This window comes from Bradyrhizobium prioriisuperbiae (genome assembly GCF_032397745.1).
Lineage (GTDB): Bacteria > Pseudomonadota > Alphaproteobacteria > Rhizobiales > Xanthobacteraceae > Bradyrhizobium_A > Bradyrhizobium_A prioriisuperbiae.
Genome location: NZ_CP135921.1, coordinates 908,198 through 926,039, shown reverse-complemented (window position 1 = coordinate 926,039; position 17,842 = coordinate 908,198). Strand labels below are relative to the sequence as shown.

Sequence of the window (17,842 nt, the reverse complement as noted above, 5' to 3'; positions counted from 1 at the left end):
TATGTGGAATTGCGCGCGGTGCGGTCATCTGCACGTGAAAACGACACCTGCATATCGAATGGTCAGGCGGCACGTCAGATGCGCCGCCGCCGCCACGTGACACCGATGGCGAGCAGGCAAGCGAGTGCGACGACGATGCCGATGGTGCCGCTCCAGAAGCGCCCACCGGGCCGATCGATGGTCCGCGACCACAGCGACGGTGCTTCGCTGGCGCGCGCCAGGCGGAACGCCACCAGGCTGTCACCGATCGTCGCGCCGGACTCGGAATTGCCACCCGCTCCGATCACCACATACTGTTCGTCGTTCCAGAGATAAGTCATCGGATTGGCGATGCCGGGAACCGGCAGGCGACCCTGCCAGAGTTCTGCGCCCGACTTCGCGTCGTAGGCACGCAGATACGCATCCATCGCGCCGGTGAAAACGAGCCCGCCTTTGGTGACCAGGACGCCATTTACGAGCGGGGTGCCGAACGCGAAGGGGATGCCGAGCGGCGCGCGGTCTTCGGTGGTTCCGACCGACGATTGCCAGAGAATTTTGCCGGCCTTCAAATCGACCGCGACCAGCGCGCCCCACGGCGGCTTGTTGCAGGGCATGCCGAGAGGCGAGGCCACCAGCGAGCGCGTCATCGCGAACGGCGCGCCACGCTGCGGTCCGTAATCATGGCCAGGCGGCGCCTTGAAATCGTCGCCGACCGCCGCACGTGGAATCAAAGTGACGCGCTGCACCGCGCGGCTGGTGTTGGCGTAGAGGATCTGGTTGACCGGATCAAAGGCGACGCCGCCCCAGTTGACGCCCCCGCCGGTCATTGGAAACAGCAGGGTGCCCTGGGTCGACGGCGGCGTGTAGAGGCCGTCATTGCGGCTGCTGGCGAACTGGGCGCGGCAGCCGGGACGATCCCAGAATGGAAGCACGCCGAAGGCATCGTCCACCGACAGACGTTGCGGCACCAATGCGGGCAGGTGGGTTGGGAACGGTTGGGTCGGCGACAACAGCTCGCCGTCCACGCCGCTCTGCGGCACGGGCCTTTCCTCGACTGGCCACACCGGTTGACCGGTGGTCTTGTCCAGCACGAACAGCAAGCCCTGCTTGGTGGCCTGGATCACCACATCGCGCTGGCCGCTGCTGGTGTCGATCCGCGTCAGTGTCGGCTGCGCCGGCAGATCGTAATCCCAGACATCGTGATGCACGGTCTGGTAGGCCCATATCAGCTCACCGCTTTCGATGCGCAGCGCAGCAACGGAGTTGGCGTGCGTATTGTTGCCGGGACGCTTGCCGCCCCAGAAATCCGGGCTCGGCGACGATGTCGGCAGATACAGCACACCGGTCGCTTCATCGACCGACATCGGCGCCCAGACATTGGCATGGCCGGCATCGACGCCGTCATGAAGCAGCGGATCCCAGGTCCAGCGTAGGGCGCCGGTCCGCGCGTCGAGGCCATGCACCGACCCGCGCGGCGCGCTCACGCGGCGGTTGTCGGCGATGGCCGATCCCACCACCACGACGCCGTGGCTCGCCACCGGCGGCGAGGTGATCTGGTATTCGCCCGGCCAATCCAGCGGCACGCCCGGATCGAGCCGGACCTCGCCATTGCTGCCGAACTCCGCGCAGCGGCGTCCGGTGCGCGCGTCGAGCGCGATCACCCGGGCGTCGTTGGTGCCCATGAAGATACGGCTGCGGCATGCCGCATCCGCTGCACGGGCATCATCGCGCCAATAGGCGACGCCGCGGCAGTTCCAGCGGTTGGCCGGCCGCAGATCGGTGCTGATGTTCAGGTCGAAGCGCCACTTTTGTGCGCCTGTGCCCGGATCGAGCGCGACCACGTCGTTGAAGGGCGTGCAAAAGATCAAACTGTCTTCGACGAGCAGCGGCGTCGTCTGGAATTTGGTCCGCGCCATCAGCGCCGGTGACTTGTTTTGCAGGTCGCCCGTGCGGAACTCCCAGGCCCTGACCATGCCATCGACATTGGCCGGCGTGATCTTGTCGAGTGGCGAGAACCGCGTGCCGCCGCCATCGCCGCCCCAATGCTGCCAGGCGGTCGCAGGCGCGAGCGGGATCAGGGCGAGCGCAACCAAGGCAAGCGCAATCGGAACATGTGCAATCAGGCAACTCGGCCGCTTCATGATCTCGACGCAGTCCCCCTGGTCGCCCGTTCGCCAGCGTGATGGAGAGCATGGTCCGGACTCGATGGGACCCGCAAGTGCAAAGTGCGACGCGGTTGGGCAAGGCACCTTCGACGCTGCAAAATGGCGAGACCCGATCAAGCCGTCTTTGGGCTGGATCCGTTGATTTGCTCAGAGGGCTCGATATGGATCGAGGGCCGGCTGTGGTGCAGGGTGTCCGATGGCAACTCGCCGAACAGATCGCGATAGGACCGCGCGAAATGGCCGAGGCTGTGAAAGCCGCATTGCAGGGCGATTGCCATCACCGAGGTCGAGTCTCCGCCCCGGCGCAGCAGCGTCCTCGCCTGCTTCAGCCTGATCTTTTTGACGAAAGCCTGCGGGGAACAGTCCAGCAGGTTTCGAAAACTCCGGAATAAACTTCGGACGCTGACATCAGCCACTGCCGCGAGCACTTCGATATCGAGCGGCTTGTTCCAGTTCGCGGCGATAAAATCCTCAACGCGCCTCACCTGTGCGAGGCTTGGCGCCGCAGGCTGCAATTGCAGCAGTTGGCTGTAGTTGTGTCGGTTGCAGAGCAGATACCCGACGACGAGCACCTGTTCGAGCTCCAGCATACTGCGAGCCGGGAGGTGCGGTCCCATGGCCTGGATGTCGTGGGCAAACCGGAATACGGCGTCTCGCAGCAACAGCGTGCGGCTATCGTTGTCCGATGGCTGAAATTCCAGGTCGCCTGCGGGCTCGATGCCGGTCATTGCCCACAATTTTCGCTTGAGAGCGCCGGCTTCGATGCGCAGGCTCAGGTTTTGAAAATCGGCCTCGTTGTCGATGCGCCATGATCTGCCGTTGGGGACCAGAGATCCCGACAAGTGCGATCCGCTGGTGGCCGGCCGGCCGTCGATCTCGATCCGGCTCGATTTCTCAATTGGAAAAACATGGCGGAGATAACTCACCGGTCCATGATCGATGTGGATCGCCGTATTACAGGTCGACCACAGCAGCGCGACATCGTTCAGCCGAACCATGTTGACGTGAAAGACGAAATTCGCTCGCTCCCGATCCACATCGAAATGCGTGCCGCCGGCATTGGCGATCAACAGGCTTTCGATCTCGTCGGCGTCACCTGATCGGCATTCTGGGTAATTGGCGAGGAGCACGTCAAATCCTGATGCTGTCCGCCGGCTGACGAGCGCTCGCGAAGCGGTCGAACATATCAAGATTCTCCAGCGATCTGGATGGCGAAATTTCAGTCGCGTGGTTTCCGCCGGGTAATTGACGGAGCCGCCGGCTGCGTGCCTTGGCACGGGTGGAATATCGCCGTCATTAAGATTTCCGGAAGATAGTACCGTAGGGAAATCGCCGAGCAGAGCGGCGAAGGCCAAACGGGCAGCCCGAAAATTAGGCGCGGCGTTCAATACGAGATACAGGCATGCCCTGGCTGAAATATCCGGAAACGTGCAGAGAGAGTAGTTTTCCCGTGACGAGGCGATGGTCGGTGGCTCGCGCCATCGGCGCGGCCGGAGACCTGCTGCACAGCTTTCGACGCGACCGGCGCGGCAGCATCGCCATGCTGTTCGGGGTGTCGCTGCTGGTGCTGCTCTGTCTGGTCGGTGCCGCCATCGACTACGCCCTTGCCACGGCGGCCAAGGTCAAACTTGATGCGGCTGCGGATGCGGCCGCGCTGTCCGCCGTCAATCGTGGGGCGCTGTCGTTGAGCACGTCGGTGGCTCAAACGGTTGCGTCGAACATGTTCGACGCGCAATCGGACGTCGCCTGGGTTTCGTCGAAAAGCGCCTCGGTCAGCGTCAGCGACAGCGCCAACGGCCGCACCGCGACCGTCAACTATTCGGCGGAAATGCCGACCCAGCTCATGAAGCTGGCCGGCTTCAACACCATGACGGTGGCCGGCACTTCGACGGCGGCATCCGCGCTGCCGACCTATATCGATTTCCATCTGCTGCTCGACAACACTCCGTCGATGGGGGTCGCCGCCACGCCGACCGACGTTGCGACGATGGTCGCCAACACCTCCGACAAATGCGCGTTTGCGTGCCATGACCTGTCGAATTCCAACGACTACTACAAGCTCGCGAAGAAGCTCGGCGTGACGATGCGCATCGACGTGGTCCGGCAGGCGACACAGTCGCTGATGGACACGGCGACCGCGACGGCGATCGTGCCCGACCAGTTCCGGATGGCGATCTATACGTTCGGGCCGTCTTGCAACGGCACTTCACTGACGACGATCACGGCATTGACGGCGAGCCTGTCGAGCGCCAAGACGGCGGCCAACGCCATCGATCTGATGACCACGCCCTATCAGAACTACAACAGCGACCAGTGTACCGACTACGACAATGTCCTGGCTGCGATGAACAATGCGATCGCAACGCCGGGATCCGGCGCCTCGTCGGCTCCGCAGAAATTTCTGTTCTTCGTCTCCGACGGTGTCGCCGATGCGTACTATCCGTCGACGTGCACGAAGAAAACCACCGGAGGCCGTTGCCAGGAACCACTGACCGTGGCGACCTGCACGGCGATCAAGAAACGTGGCATCCAGATCGCGGTGCTTTACACCACCTATCTGCCGCTGCCGACCAATTCCTGGTACAACACCTGGATAGCGCCGTTTTCGAGCGAGATCGCCACCAACATGCAGAGCTGTGCGTCGCCGGGCTTCTATTTCGAGGTGAGCCCGACCCAGGGCATTTCCGATGCCATGACCGCGCTGTTTCAGAAAGCCGTGGCGCAAGCACACCTCACCAACTGAGCAAGCGCGCCTGTCTTCAAGAATGCCTGCCTTATCGTCGATCGATCATCCCAGTTGCTCGGCTAGCGCCTTGCGTGTCGCGGCTCGCTCGGCCATGCGGCGATGGTGATCCATCACCCGCGGCAGGCGGGTGAGGTCGACGCCGTCGCCTTCCAGCCACGTCGTCAGCGTAAACAGATAGGGATCGCAGATCGAATAGCTCTCGCCCATCACCCACGGCCCCTTGAGCATGCCGTTTTCGATCAGGTCGAAGCACGCGGTCATGGTCTGCGGCACTTTGCGTTGCATGGCGGCGATCGCCTCGGGTTCGTCAGCCCAGCGACGGCCGCGCGGTCCATGGGCATGCGCCACATGCACCGTGGCGCACAGATAGTTGTTGAACGACTGCGCTTGCGCGAATGCAAAGGGATCGGCCGGCGCAAGCCGGGCCTGCGGAAAGCTCTGCGCGATGAAGCCCAGGATGGCCGGGGTTTCGGTCAGGATGCCGCGGTCGGTGACCAGCGCCGGCACGCGGCCCTTGGGATTGATGGCCAGGTATTGCGGGCTCTGCTGTTGGTTTGTCTTGAAGTCGACGATCTCGGCAACATAGTCCGCGCCGGCGTCCGCAAGCGCGATGTGCGAGGCGAGTGCACAGGTGTGGGGAGCGAAATAAAGCGTCATCATCATGGGCGAGACCTTTCCGGAATTCTGATTATTGGGGCGCGTCCGAACGGTGGATGATCCCCTATTTTCGTGCCGCGATAAACACCCCGGCCAGCACCAGTGCGAAGCCCACCAGATGGAACAATTCCGGCCGCTCGCCGAGAAAGGCGATCGCCATGACGGCGCCGAACACCGGGATCAGATGAAAGAACGGCGCGGCGCGGTTGGCCCCGATCAACTGGATGCCGCGGTTGAAGCAGAGGTAGCCGAGCGTGGAGGGAAAGATCACCACATAGGCGAGCGATAGCAGGCTCGATGTGGAGACCTCGACGGGCGGACTGTAGAACGCATCCCAGATCACCAGCGGGATCAGCGACAGCGCGCCGAAGCCCATGGTGAATCCCAGAAACGACAGATTGTGGATCGGCGGCCGCTTCACCGACAGCGCCGAATAGACGCCGAAGATCGCCAGCGCGGCGGTGAAGAACAGGTCGCCGCGGTTGAACTGGATTCCGGCAAGCGTCTCAAGGTGTCCTCGGGTCAGGATGGTCAGCACGCCGACCAGCGAGACCGCGATCCCGAAGGCCTGCAGCCAGCTCAGCCGGACCCCAAGCAGCACCAGCGACCAGAGCGCCACGAACAGCGGCCCCGCGGACTGCAGCAGCAGCGCGTTAAGGGCCTGGGTGTATTGCAGGCCGTAATAGGCCAGCGTGTTGTAGATGCCGACGCCGCTGACTGACAGGAACAGCATCAATCCGATCTGCCTGCGGATGGCGGGCCAGTCGGCGGTAAGATGTGGCCAGGCCAGCGGCAGGATGATCAGCGTCGCGCCGGCCCAGCGGATGAACGACAGGGTGAATGGCGGCACCACGCCCGCGAGATGGCGCCCGACAACGATATTGCCGGCCCAGAACAGCGAGGTCAGGCTTAGCAGCAGGTAGGGTTGCTGGCCCAGCCAGCCGATCGGCGAGGGCCCACGGGGCAGATCGGAAGCCGTCATTTTTGCGGTACTTCGGTGGCTGTGGTGGGGAGCGCCGGGGCTCCGGGCAGGTTCTAAACGGATTGCGCCGCCGGATTGTCGGGGCAGCGACCCCGATGACAGCAACAATGAAGGATTTTCAGGGGATATCAATGGTTTGGCTGCATCGCGCCCATGCGGAAATCGCCCATTTGGCTTGCGTCATCCGCCCGCATCCTTTATCCGGTTGATTTGTCTCACATGCGAGCGGCCCCGGCCGCAAAGTGAGTCGTTCCAAACCCATCCTGTTGACGGATTTCAGGGGACTTTTGCGAAATGGCCAATGTTGTCGTCGTCGGCGCCCAGTGGGGCGACGAGGGAAAAGGCAAGATCGTCGACTGGTTGTCGGAACAGGCTGACATCGTCGTCCGATTCCAGGGCGGCCATAATGCGGGTCATACGCTGGTCATCGACGGCAATACCTACAAACTGGCGCTGCTGCCCTCGGGCGTGCTGCGGCCGTCGAAGCTCTCCGTCATCGGCAATGGCGTGGTGTTCGACATCCAGGCCTTTCTCGATGAGGTCGAGCGGCTGCGCGGGCAGGGCGTCGCGGTCTCGCCGGACAATCTGCGCGTCGCCGAAAACGTCACTTTGATCCTCCCGCTGCATCGCGAGCTCGATGCCTTGCGCGAATCCTCCAACACCGGCACCGCGATCGGCACCACCCGGCGCGGCATCGGCCCCGCCTATGAGGACAAGGCCGGCCGCCGCGCTATCCGCCTGATGGACCTCGCCGACCTCGACGCGTTGCCGCACAAGATCGATCGCCTGCTGGTGCATCACAACACGCTGCGGCGCGGCCTCAGTCTGCCGGAATTCGATGCTGGCGACATCCTGAAGGAGCTGACGGCGCTGGCGCCGAAGGTGTTGCCTTATGCCGAGACGGTGTGGAATCTGCTCGATCAGAAGCGCCGGGAAGGCAAGCGCATCCTGTTCGAAGGTGCGCAGGGCGCGCTGCTCGATGTCGACCACGGCACCTATCCCTATGTCACCTCGTCCAACACGGTCGCGGCCCAGGCTGCCACCGGCACCGGCATGGGGCCGGGCGCGGTCGGTTATGTGCTCGGCATCTGCAAGGCCTACACCACCCGTGTCGGCCTCGGCCCATTCCCGACCGAACTCACCGATGAGATCGGCGAAGAGATCGGCCGTCGCGGCAAGGAGTTCGGTGTCAACACCGGGCGCAAGCGGCGCTGCGGCTGGTTCGATGCGGTGCTGGTGCGGCAGACCGCGCGCACCTGCGGCATCAATGGCCTGGCTTTGACCAAGCTCGACATTCTCGACGGCTTCGACGAGATCCAAGTCTGTGTCGGCTATGAGCTGGACGGCAAGGAGATTGATCATCTGCCGGCCGGCGAGGGCGCTCAGGCTCGGGTCAAGCCGATCTACGAGACCATCGAGGGCTGGAAGGAGCCGACCGCCAACGCGCGGTCATGGGCACAGCTCCCGGCGCAGGCGATCAAATACGTTCGGCGCGTCGAAGAGCTGGTCGGATGTCCAATTGCCTTGCTTTCGACAAGCCCGGAACGCGAAGATACAATTCTGGTACAGAATCCCTTCGAGGCCTAACACCTAAACCCGGGCCGTGAGGCCCCAAGTCGGACGTTCATGGCTGATTACTACCCGCTGATCGCTCGTGCGATTTCCGGCCTCGATCCCGGGGCGCCCGGGGAGGCGCGTCGCGCACTGTATGAGCGGGCGCGCACCGCGCTGATCGCGCAGCTGCGCAGCGTGCAGCCGCCGCTGACCGAAAGCGAGATCACCCGCGAACGGCTGGCGCTGGAGGAGGCCGTCCGCAAGGTCGAATCCGAGGCCGCCCAGCGCGCCCGCATCGAGGCACCGAAGCCCGACCCTCTGTCGCGCACCCGCCCGGGTGATGCCCTGCGCTCCAGCGTGCGCGCCCGTGCGAATCCCACCGATCCCAACGCGGCCGGCCGCCCAGCCCCACGTGGTCCGTCGCCCGAGGACGAGGCGCCGCGCCCGCCGCGCAACCTGCGTCCCGACCCGCCGCCATCGGCCCCTCCGCCGGTCAGTCGCGACACCTCGCGGCCGCAGCCGCCGCGCCCCGCCGGCGCGCCACAGCGTCCGGCGCAGCCCGGCATGCGCGGCTTTCGCGACGTGGTGGCGGATGCCGACGACCTCGGCGCCGCCGCGGCGCAGGCCAATCGCTCCGCGCGCCGCACCTACGCCAACGTCCCTTCGCCGTCGTCCGAGTTCGACCGCATCGAGCCGAGCCTGGAGAATCGCGTCGATCCGATGTCGGAGGCGCCTTACGGCTATGACGATGCGGCCGACGATCACGCCCGCTACCAGGATCGCCCGCCGGTCGCGCGCGGCGCCAAATCTAGTCAGGGCATGCCCGGTCCGGGGCCGCGGCCGGCCAAGCCGCCGAAGCCGGCACGGGTGCCGAGCCGTTTTCCGCTGAAATCCCTGCTGATCCTCGGCGTGGTGCTGATTCTCGCCGGCGTCGGTTTCCTGGTCGGCCCGAAGGCATGGACCACCATCCGCGGCATGATGAAGTCGCAGCCGGTCGCGGAAGCGCCGAAAACGCCGGCCACCGACAGTGGCAGCCGGCCCAAGATCGCCGACCGCGTCGGCCAGCCCGGCTCGCAGATCGCGCCGGTGGCGCAGAAGGTCGTGCTTTATGACGAGGACCCCTCCGTGCAGGAGGGCCGGCGTTATGAGGGCACCGTGGTGTGGCGCGTCGACCAGATCGCCGGCGCGGCCGGCCAGCCGCCGGATCTCGCGATCCGAGCCGATGTCGACGTGCCCGACCGCAAGCTGAAGATGACGCTGACCATCCGCCGCAACAACGATGCGTCGCTGCCGGCGAGCCACACTGCCGAGCTGACATTCACCTTGCCGCCGGACTTCAGCGGCGGCGGCGTCGCCAATGTGCCGGGTGTGCTGATGAAATCCGCCGAGCAGACCAAGGGCACGCCGCTGGCAGGCCTGGCAGTGAAGGTCACCGACGGCTTTTTCCTGGTCGGGCTGTCGAATGTCGACGCCGACAAGTCGCGCAACATCCAGTTGCTGAAGGAGCGCTCCTGGTTCGACATTCCGCTGGTCTACACCAACCAGCGGCGCGCCATCCTGGCGGTCGAGAAGGGTGCACCCGGCGAGCGCGCGTTCAACGATGCGTTCGCGGCTTGGGGGCAGTGAGTTGGGGCCAGTGATTTGAAGCCAGCGATTTTGATATTCGGACACAACAGGGCTCGGGGTAGGTAAGGAATGCGGATCACGCTCGTCGGCTCCCGCCATTTCGGCGTGACCGTTTTCGACATGCTGCATCAGCACGGTTTCGGCGTCGCGCGCGTCGTGGTGCACGATGGCGAGGATCGGCTGGCTGCGGCGGCTCGCAAGGCGAATGTCGAGGTCACCGTGCAGGCCAATCCGAAGATCGTGGCGGCCTCGGAAATCGCGCCCGCGACCGATCTGATCATCACCGCCCACAGCCACGCCCGTGTCAGCCGCGAGGCGCTCGCCACCGCGAAATTCGGCGGCATCGGTTATCACCCCTCGTTGCTGCCGCGCCATCGCGGCATGGCCGCGGTGGAATGGACCATCAAGGAAGGCGATTCGATCGCCGGCGGCACCATCTATCACCTCGCCGACCGCATGGATGCCGGTGCGATCGTGATGCAGGACTGGTGCTTCGTGAAAAAGGGCGAGACCGCCCGCGAATTGTGGGAGCGCGCGCTGGCGCCGCTCGGTCTCAAGCTGCTGGCGGAAGCGATCGATCACGCCAAGGCGTTCGGCTCACTGCCGTCCAAGCCGCAGGACGAGGCGTTCGCCACCCAGGCGCCTGCGCTGTCGCCGCACTGAACTGACAGCGACTGATCAAAACGCGCTGCGTTTCGCCACCCACTGCTGTCGTCGCCCGACTTGATCGGGCGACCCAGTAGGCGGCGAAGTTCATGATGAGATGACGGCGCTTGTAACGGTGGCCACCGGTTTTGCAGCTCATCGTTCCAGCTCTTGATACCCCGGGTACTGGATAGCCCGATCAAGTCGGGCGATGACACGGAGTGTGAGGAAACGCTCCAGGCCACAACGTTGGAAGAGGCAACGCGTCGATCCCACCCCCCATCAATACCCAGACTGTATCGATCGATGCCCAGTCTAAAATGGTCCGGCATCGACCACGTCCCTAGTGTCCCGTCCCAACAAGCAAGGGTTCGTCTTGCGACCGAGTGTGTCGCGCGACGATGTTCGGGAAGGGAACAACCATGGTGTCGATCCCCCAGACGGAGACAGCAAGCAGCAGCGGACGGGTGCGTTACCAGATCATCGCCATGATCTTCGCGGTCACCGTGATCAACTACGCCGATCGCGCCATCGTGTCGATTGTCGGCGCGCCGCTGTCGAAGGATCTCGACATCAGTCCGGTGGCGCTCGGCTATATCTTCTCGGCGTTCAGCTGGTCCTATGTGGCGGCGCAGATTCCCGGCGGCTGGCTGCTCGATCGTTATGGTTCGAAGCAGGTGTATGCCTGGAGCATCCTGCTGTGGTCGGTCTTTACCTTCACGCAAGGCTGGGTTGGCTTCTTCAGTGGCGGCGCCGCCATCGTCTGGCTGTTCGTGTTCCGCTTTCTGATGGGAATCGCGGAATCGCCGTCCTTCCCCGGCAATGCGCGCATCGTCGCCGCCTGGTTTCCGACCGCCGAGCGTGGCAAGGCGTCGGCGATCTTCAATGCGGCGCAGTATTTCGCGCCGGTTTTGTTCGCGCCGCTGGTCAGCTGGATCACCCAGAGTTTCGGCTGGCGTTATTCGTTCTTCGTCATGGGCATCATCGGCGCGATCATGTGGGTGCTGTGGGGGCGGCTGATGCACGGTCCGCGCGAGCACCCGGCGATCAGCGATGCCGAGATCACCCATCTGGAACGCGGTGGCGCGCTGATGCAGATGGACGGCGCCGAGGCCTCCGGCCGGCATCGTCCCTTCGCCTGGAGAGATCTCAGGCAATTGCTCGGCAGCCGGATGCTGCTCGGTGTCTACATCGCCCAGCACTGCATCAACGTCATCACCTACTTCTTCCTGACCTGGTTCCCGCTCTATCTGATCAAGGATCGGGGGCTGTCGATCCTCAATGCCGGCCTTGTCGCCTCGCTGCCGGCGTTGTGCGGCTTCATCGGTGGCGTGCTCGGCGGCGTGATTTCCGATGCGCTGTACCGGCGGACAGGCTCGCTGACACTGGCCCGCAAGCTCCCGATCATCGGCGGCATGCTGCTGTCAATGACCATCATCATCTGCAATTACGTTTCCTCGCCCACCCTCGTGGTGGTGGTGATGGCGATCGCCTTCTTCGGCAAGGGTGTCGGCTCGCTGGGTTGGGCGGTGGTGTCCGACACCTCGCCGAAGGAAATCGGCGGCCTCAGCGGCGGCCTGTTCAACATGTTCGGCAACACCGCCGGCATCACCACGCCGATCATCATCGGCTACATGATCCAGCACACCGGCTCGTTCAATGGCGCGCTGGTGTTTGTCGGCATCAACGCCTTTGTCGCCATGGCGGCGTATCTGTTTCTTGTCGGCGACATCCGCCGTGTCGAATTGCGCAAGGCGTGAGCCTCGCAGGCTTCGAACGGATCATATTTTCGGCTTTTTTGATTTTTGATGTGTCCACGCCGGGAACCGGGCCGAAAGAGTCCGGACCAGCGCAACGCAGGTTTTGATCTTGCGCTTTGATGATGTTGAACCTGAGCCGGCGGCGCGCAGCAGGACTGCGCCGCCCGGCGTTGTCGCCTCCGATCGATCCATGCTAGAGGCGCGTCGGACAGCCTCGATCAATAGCGAATTGGCATCGATGTTCGACATTATGCAGCTGCGATGTTTTGTGGCGGTCGCCGAGGAATTGCACTTCGGCCGCGCCGCGGCGCGACTGAACATGACCCAGCCGCCGCTGAGCCGGCAGATCCAGGTGCTGGAGCGGATCATCGACGCGCCGCTGCTGGAGCGCACCAGCCGCGCCGTGCGGCTGACGCCCGCCGGGCGCAGCTTCCTGCCGGAGGCAAGGCGTATCCTGAAACTCGCGGCCTCAGCCTCCGCCGCCGCCAAGCGCATCGCCGCCGGCAAGACCGGCGGCATCAGGATCGGCTTCACCGCCGGCGGCGCCTATTCCTTCCTGCCCCAGCTCGTCACCGCGATGCGCCACCGCCTGCCCGAGGTCGACCTGTCGCTCAAGGAGATGGTCAGCGTCGATCAGTTGGAGGCGCTCGGCTCCGGCGAGATCGACATCGGCCTGCTGCGCCCGCCGGTCGGCCGCCCGGAACTCGATTCCCTGCGTGTGGTCGCCGAGCCGCTGGTCGCGGCGGTCCCCGCCGGCCATCCGCTGGCTGGCCGGCCGAGCCTTGCGCTCAACGACCTCGATGGCCAGCCCTTCATCATGTATGCCCCCTACGAGTCGCGTTATTTCTACGACCTGCTGGTAAGCGAGTTCGCACGCGCCAAGGTGCTGCCGCGTTATGTGCAGCACCTCAGCCAGATCCATTCGATTCTGTCGCTGGTGCGCGCCGGTCTCGGGCTTGCGGTGGTGCCGGAGACGGCGGAGGGACTGCGCATGGATGGGATCGTGCTGCGTCCCCTGCGCATCAAGGCGCCGCGGCCCGTGGAGATGTTTTTGGTCTGGCGCCGCGACGGCGATAATCCGCTGCTGCCGACCGTGGTGGAAGTCGGTCGCGAGATCGCGCTCACCTGAGCGTCCAATGGATGTCTGATCGATGCAGAATCTGCATCGATCGACCCAGCCTTTGGCTTGGACCACGGGCAATGCGGCGCCTATCACCGGACATGAAACGCGCTCACGCGCGATGCCCAGCCGCAAGACCGACAGGAGATGTTCACATGACCAGCAAGATGACGCCGCAGGAAATGGCTCGCCAGATCGGGAGCGGGCTGCTGTCGTTTCCGGTCACGCCGTTCAAGGCGGATCTGTCGTTCGACGAGGAGCGTTATCGCGACAACCTCGACTGGCTGTGCGGCTATGACGTCGCCGGCCTGTTCGCCGCTGGCGGCACCGGCGAATTCTTTTCGCTGACCCCGGCCGAGGTGACCCGCGTGGTCGGCATCGCCGTAGCCGAGACGCGCGGACGCGTGCCGGTGCTGGCTGGCGCCGGTTATGGCACCGCGATCGCCACCGAGATGGCGGTGGCGGCGGAGAAGGCAGGCGCCGACGGTCTGTTGCTGCTGCCGCCGTATCTGATGAACTCCGAGCAGGACGGGCTGGCGGCCCATGTCGAAGCCGTCTGCGCCGCCACCAAGCTCGGCGTTATCTTCTACAATCGCGACAATGCGCTGTTGAACGAGGCGACGCTGGAAGCCCTCTGCGCCCGCTGCCCCAATCTGGTCGGCTACAAGGACGGCGTCGGCGATGTCGAACTGATGACGCGCGTCCACATCCGGCTGGGCGATCGTCTCACCTATATCGGCGGGCTGCCGACGGCGGAAACCTTCGCGCTGCCGTATCTGGAGATGGGCGTCACCACCTATTCCTCGGCGGTGTTCAACTTCGTGCCCGAATTCGCCACCTCCTTCTATGCCGCGGTGCGCCGCCAGGACCGCGCCGCCGTCCAGGCCGGTCTGCGCGATTTCATCCTGCCGCTGATCGCGATCCGCAACCGCAAGAAGGGTTATGCGGTCTCCATCATCAAGGCCGGCATGAAGGTGATCGGCCGCGATTCCGGCCCGGTGCGGCCGCCGTTGACCGACCTCACCGCTGCCGAGATCGCCGAGCTCGAGGCGCTGGTGCAGGGTTTGATCAAACAGCAGAAGGCGGCCTGACGGCGCCGGGTTAGCGTTGTACAAGGCGTTTTCGAGCGAAGTGGAAACCGGTTCGCGTGAAGAAAACGCGTCAAAATAATATGTAGAGATTTCGTTCCAATTGGAGCGAAATCTCTATATCGAACTAAGGTGATCGCAGGTGCGCCGTTCGAACAAGGCGCGCAAAACGGGAGAAGACCATGGCGCAGCTGCAACCGTCCTCCGGCAAGCCGCTCTACATCCGCATGCGCGATGACGACAATGTCGCCATCGTCGCCAACAGCGGCGGTCTTCATCCCGGCGCCGAATTCGCCGGCGGGCTGCGGCTGGTCGAGCAGATTCCACAGGGACACAAGGTGGCGCTGGACGACATCGCGGAGGGAGAGATCATCCGGCGTTATGGCGAGGTGATCGGCCATGCCGCCGCCGACATCGCGAGGGGCAGCTGGGTCAAGGAATCCCTGGTGGTGATGCCGGATGCGCCGCGGCTGAGCGACCTGCCGAAGTCGCGTGGCACGGTCTCCGCGCAGCCGCCGCTCGAAGGCTATACGTTCGAGGGCTACCGCAATGCCGACGGCTCGGTCGGCACCCGCAACATCCTGGCCATCAGCACCAGCGTGCAGTGCGTGGCCGGCACCGTCGAATTCGCGCTGAAGCGGATCCGCGAAGAGTTGCTGCCGAAATATCCCAATGTCGACGACGTGGTCACCGTCACCCACGCCTATGGCTGCGGTGTCGCCATCAATGCCCCCGGCGCTGCGGTGCCGATTCGCACTTTGCAGAATCTCGCCCGCAATCCCAATTTCGGCGGCGAGGTTCTGGTGGTCAGCCTCGGCTGCGAGAAGCTGCAGCCAGAGCTGCTGCTGCCGGAAGGGATCGTGGAGGATTCCGACGACATCGTCCGTATGCAGGACGAGCGGCTGACGGGTTTCAACGAGATCGTCACCAGCATCGTCACCATGGCCGAACAGCGGCTCGAGGTGCTCAACCGCAGGCAGCGCGAAACCTGCCCCGCGGCCGATCTCGTGGTCGGCATGCAGTGCGGCGGCAGCGATGCGTTCTCCGGCGTCACCGCCAACCCCGCGCTGGGTTTTGCCGCGGATCTGCTGGTGCGCGCCGGCGGCACGGTGATGTTCTCGGAAGTCACCGAGGTGCGCGATGCGATCCACCTGCTGACCCCGCGCGCGGTCAACCAGAGCGTCGCCGATGCGCTGATCCGCGAGATGGACTGGTACGACCGTTATCTCGAAACCGGCGCCGCCGACCGCAGCGCCAACACCACGCCGGGCAACAAGAAGGGCGGCCTGTCCAACATCGTCGAGAAGGCGATGGGCTCGGTAATCAAGTCGGGCACCAGCCCGATCGCCGGCGTGCTCGCGCCGGGCGAGCGCGTGCGCGAGAAGGGTTTGATTTTTGCCGCGACGCCAGCCAGCGATTTCGTCTGCGGCACGCTGCAACTGGCCTCCGGCATGACCCTGCACGTCTTCACCACCGGCCGCGGCACGCCCTATGGTTTAGCGGCCGCCCCGGTGATCAAGGTGTCGACCCGCAGCGACCTCAAGAAGCGCTGGCACGATCTGATCGACATCGACGCCGGCACCATCGCCACGGGGGAAGCGACCATCGAAGAGGTGGGCTGGGAGATCTTTCGCCTGATGCTCGATGTCGCCAGCGGCCGCAAGACCACCTGGGCCGATCACTGGGGCATCCACAACGCACTGGCGCTGTTCAATCCCGGGCCGGTGACCTAGGCGATTCTGACGTAGCCCGGATGAGCGGAGCGATATCCGGGGGCGTGCGCGGTCAAAAAAGTCCCGGATGTCGCTGACGCTCATCCGGGCTACATGATGTTGGATCTCGGAAGTGTTCGCGACAGGTCGATCTGCGTGGTCAGACGACCGCCAGCAGCTCGATCCAGCGCAACAGGTTCGCCGCCATGTACTCGCTGTCCGTCGTGTGCAGCGAAGCGGCTTCGTCGTCCAGCACCCGGCCGCACGCGTCGAAATAATCCAGCAGCGTGATGTCGTCCGGCTGCGTCACCCGGCAGAATTCATCGTCGAGGAAGATGGTGTAGTCCCAGTTCGGGGGATCGGCGAGCGAACGGTCTTTTGAGATCAGGAATCGCGAGGGCGCGAGGCCACGGGCCGTTAGCGCTTTTTCAATCGCTGGAAGCCTGCGCAGAAAAGCTTCGTCAAACGCGCCGACACTGCTGCGAAGTATGATGGACATGGTGGCCTCCAACGGCTGCACTTTCCGATTAGTCGACCTGTCGAAAAGACGGGTTCACGGATCGGCTTCGGTTGGCGCAATAAAAAAAGCCGGCTTTACCGTCGGCTTCTGTGAGATTCGTCACACTTCGTCGCCCGGGTGAGCGACCCGCCTGCGCTCGCTGTTCGCGCTTTGGCGGGCGAGAATCCGCCGAAGCGCAGAGCGCGAAGGCGGAAGCGATACCCGGGTTTGCATCGGCCCCGGATATCGCGCTTGCGCGCTCATCCGGGCCACACACAGCAATCGCGTTGCGTTCACCCCCAACAAAAAAGCCGGCGTCACCGCCGGCTTTTCGTCATCTGTTGCTCTCTCGCGTCGGATCAGTGCGCGTGCGCGAGCTCGCGGGTCTGATCGTGCTGCCGGGCGATGGTCGACTTGACCGCCGCCTGCACCTTCTCGAAGGCGCGGACTTCGATCTGCCGCACGCGTTCGCGCGACACGCCGAATTCGGCGGCGAGGTCTTCCAGCGTCATCGGGTCATCCGCAAGGCGACGGGCCTCGAAGATGCGGCGTTCGCGCGGATTGAGCACGCCCATCGCGCCCTGCAGCGCGTCGCGGCGATGATCGTATTCCTCGCTCTCGGCCATGATGGATTCCTGGCTCGGCGAGTTATCGACCAGCCAGTCCTGCCATTCGCCCGGTTCGCCATCGTCACGGATCGGCGCGTTGAGCGACGCATCGCCGCCGAGACGGCGGTTCATGTCGACAACGTCTTGTTCCGTCACGCCGAGGCGCTTCGCGATCAGCTTGACCTGGTCGGGGCGCATATCGCCTTCTTCCAGGGCCGAAATCTTGCTCTTCGCCTTACGCAGGTTGAAGAACAGCTTCTTCTGGTTCGCGGTGGTGCCCATTTTCACGAGCGACCACGACCGCAGGATGTATTCTTGAATCGACGCCTTGATCCACCACATAGCGTAGGTGGCCAGACGGAAGCCTTTTTCCGGCTCAAAGCGCTTCACCGCCTGCATCAGGCCGACGTTGCCTTCCGAGACGACCTCGGCGATCGGCAGGCCGTAGCCGCGATAGCCCATGGCGATCTTGGCGACGAGCCGGAGATGGCTGGTGACGAGTTGATGTGCCGCGTCGCGATCGTCATGCTCGCGCCAACGGCGTGCAAGCATGTACTCCTGCTGGGGTTCCAGCATGGGGAATTTGCGGATCTCGGCGAGGTAATGTGCAAGACCGGATTCTCCGCTGAGAACCGGTAATGATGCTGCTCGGGCCATTCTTGCGCCCTCCAGAGTGTTTCAGACCCCCGATAGCGGCGGGT

Annotated in this window: 15 protein-coding genes; 8 read left to right on the top strand and 7 right to left on the bottom strand. The window is 64.2% G+C overall.

The features are described 5' to 3' along the window. Positions 1-74: 74 nt before the first annotated feature. Both RS897_RS04295 and RS897_RS04290 read right to left on the bottom strand, forming a co-directional pair. Entirely contained in the window at positions 75-2,120 is a 2,046-nt protein-coding gene (locus RS897_RS04295) for a pyrroloquinoline quinone-dependent dehydrogenase (protein ID WP_315835358.1), read from the bottom strand. A 137-nt stretch (positions 2,121-2,257) separates the two neighbouring features. Beyond that, complete coding sequence (locus tag RS897_RS04290) at positions 2,258-3,499, bottom strand: helix-turn-helix domain-containing protein (protein WP_315835357.1); 1,242 nt, start codon at positions 3,497-3,499, stop codon at positions 2,258-2,260. A 113-nt stretch (positions 3,500-3,612) separates the two neighbouring features. Between RS897_RS04290 and RS897_RS04285 the strand changes: the two genes are divergently transcribed. After that, positions 3,613-4,887, top strand: a complete 1,275-nt coding sequence (locus RS897_RS04285; RefSeq protein ID WP_315835356.1) for a pilus assembly protein TadG-related protein — start codon at positions 3,613-3,615, stop codon at positions 4,885-4,887. 45 nt (positions 4,888-4,932) lie between these two features. On the opposite strand, the gene RS897_RS04280 is transcribed toward RS897_RS04285, so the two are convergent. Together RS897_RS04280 and RS897_RS04275 are read right to left on the bottom strand one after the other, a co-directional pair. Further along, the gene (locus tag RS897_RS04280; RefSeq protein WP_315838516.1) at positions 4,933-5,550 is read right to left on the bottom strand and encodes a glutathione S-transferase family protein; all 618 of its coding nucleotides are present in this window, start codon (positions 5,548-5,550) and stop codon (positions 4,933-4,935) included. 61 nt (positions 5,551-5,611) lie between these two features. Beyond that, on the bottom strand, positions 5,612-6,529 hold the full coding sequence (locus tag RS897_RS04275) for a DMT family transporter (protein ID WP_315835355.1): 918 nt from the start codon (positions 6,527-6,529) through the stop codon (positions 5,612-5,614). 294 nt (positions 6,530-6,823) lie between these two features. Between RS897_RS04275 and RS897_RS04270 the strand changes: the two genes are divergently transcribed. From RS897_RS04270 to RS897_RS04255, 4 genes are all read left to right on the top strand, one after another. Then, positions 6,824-8,116, top strand: a complete 1,293-nt coding sequence (locus tag RS897_RS04270) for an adenylosuccinate synthase (RefSeq protein WP_315835354.1) — start codon at positions 6,824-6,826, stop codon at positions 8,114-8,116. 39 nt (positions 8,117-8,155) lie between these two features. Beyond that, the gene (locus RS897_RS04265; RefSeq protein WP_315835353.1) at positions 8,156-9,709 is read left to right on the top strand and encodes a hypothetical protein; all 1,554 of its coding nucleotides are present in this window, start codon (positions 8,156-8,158) and stop codon (positions 9,707-9,709) included. Positions 9,710-9,778: 69 nt separating this feature from the next. Continuing rightward, positions 9,779-10,372: a formyltransferase family protein gene (locus RS897_RS04260; RefSeq protein ID WP_315835352.1), complete on the top strand. Its 594-nt coding sequence runs from the start codon at positions 9,779-9,781 to the stop codon at positions 10,370-10,372. Positions 10,373-10,776: 404 nt separating this feature from the next. After that, the gene (locus RS897_RS04255) at positions 10,777-12,114 is read left to right on the top strand and encodes an MFS transporter (RefSeq protein ID WP_315835351.1); all 1,338 of its coding nucleotides are present in this window, start codon (positions 10,777-10,779) and stop codon (positions 12,112-12,114) included. A 21-nt stretch (positions 12,115-12,135) separates the two neighbouring features. Here RS897_RS04255 and RS897_RS04250 read toward each other — a convergent pair whose 3' ends face one another. Beyond that, on the bottom strand, positions 12,136-12,363 hold the full coding sequence (locus tag RS897_RS04250) for a hypothetical protein (protein ID WP_315835350.1): 228 nt from the start codon (positions 12,361-12,363) through the stop codon (positions 12,136-12,138). On the opposite strand from RS897_RS04250, the gene RS897_RS04245 reads away from it, so the two are divergent. From RS897_RS04245 to garD, 3 genes are all read left to right on the top strand, one after another. Next, the gene (locus tag RS897_RS04245) at positions 12,353-13,243 is read left to right on the top strand and encodes a LysR family transcriptional regulator (RefSeq protein WP_315835349.1); all 891 of its coding nucleotides are present in this window, start codon (positions 12,353-12,355) and stop codon (positions 13,241-13,243) included. The genes RS897_RS04250 and RS897_RS04245 overlap by 11 nt on opposite strands. Positions 13,244-13,389: 146 nt before the next feature. Then, positions 13,390-14,325, top strand: a complete 936-nt coding sequence (gene kdgD / locus RS897_RS04240; RefSeq protein WP_315835348.1) for a 5-dehydro-4-deoxyglucarate dehydratase — start codon at positions 13,390-13,392, stop codon at positions 14,323-14,325. Positions 14,326-14,504: 179 nt separating this feature from the next. Next, positions 14,505-16,055, top strand: a complete 1,551-nt coding sequence (gene garD, locus RS897_RS04235) for a galactarate dehydratase (RefSeq protein WP_315835347.1) — start codon at positions 14,505-14,507, stop codon at positions 16,053-16,055. A gap of 139 nt (positions 16,056-16,194) precedes the next feature. On the opposite strand, the gene RS897_RS04230 is transcribed toward garD, so the two are convergent. Next, the gene (locus RS897_RS04230) at positions 16,195-16,533 is read right to left on the bottom strand and encodes a hypothetical protein (RefSeq protein ID WP_315835346.1); all 339 of its coding nucleotides are present in this window, start codon (positions 16,531-16,533) and stop codon (positions 16,195-16,197) included. A gap of 359 nt (positions 16,534-16,892) precedes the next feature. After that, entirely contained in the window at positions 16,893-17,798 is a 906-nt protein-coding gene (rpoH, locus tag RS897_RS04225) for an RNA polymerase sigma factor RpoH (protein WP_315835345.1), read from the bottom strand. Between the last annotated feature and the right edge of the window lie 44 nt (positions 17,799-17,842).

Excerpts from the sequence above, each read along its gene's own strand:
- RS897_RS04295 (WP_315835358.1), bottom strand. The coding sequence starts at position 2,120 with ATGAAGCGGCCGAGTTGCCTGATTGCACATGTTCCGATTGCGCTTGCC.
- RS897_RS04280 (WP_315838516.1), bottom strand. The coding sequence starts at position 5,550 with ATGATGACGCTTTATTTCGCTCCCCACACCTGTGCACTCGCCTCGCAC.
- RS897_RS04275 (WP_315835355.1), bottom strand. The coding sequence starts at position 6,529 with ATGACGGCTTCCGATCTGCCCCGTGGGCCCTCGCCGATCGGCTGGCTG.
- RS897_RS04270 (WP_315835354.1), top strand. The coding sequence starts at position 6,824 with ATGGCCAATGTTGTCGTCGTCGGCGCCCAGTGGGGCGACGAGGGAAAA.
- RS897_RS04265 (WP_315835353.1), top strand. The coding sequence starts at position 8,156 with ATGGCTGATTACTACCCGCTGATCGCTCGTGCGATTTCCGGCCTCGAT.
- RS897_RS04260 (WP_315835352.1), top strand. The coding sequence starts at position 9,779 with ATGCGGATCACGCTCGTCGGCTCCCGCCATTTCGGCGTGACCGTTTTC.
- RS897_RS04255 (WP_315835351.1), top strand. The coding sequence starts at position 10,777 with ATGGTGTCGATCCCCCAGACGGAGACAGCAAGCAGCAGCGGACGGGTG.
- RS897_RS04245 (WP_315835349.1), top strand. The coding sequence starts at position 12,353 with ATGTTCGACATTATGCAGCTGCGATGTTTTGTGGCGGTCGCCGAGGAA.
- RS897_RS04250 (WP_315835350.1), bottom strand. The coding sequence starts at position 12,363 with ATGTCGAACATCGATGCCAATTCGCTATTGATCGAGGCTGTCCGACGC.
- kdgD (WP_315835348.1), top strand. The coding sequence starts at position 13,390 with ATGACCAGCAAGATGACGCCGCAGGAAATGGCTCGCCAGATCGGGAGC.
- garD (WP_315835347.1), top strand. The coding sequence starts at position 14,505 with ATGGCGCAGCTGCAACCGTCCTCCGGCAAGCCGCTCTACATCCGCATG.
- RS897_RS04230 (WP_315835346.1), bottom strand. The coding sequence starts at position 16,533 with ATGTCCATCATACTTCGCAGCAGTGTCGGCGCGTTTGACGAAGCTTTT.
- rpoH (WP_315835345.1), bottom strand. The coding sequence starts at position 17,798 with ATGGCCCGAGCAGCATCATTACCGGTTCTCAGCGGAGAATCCGGTCTT.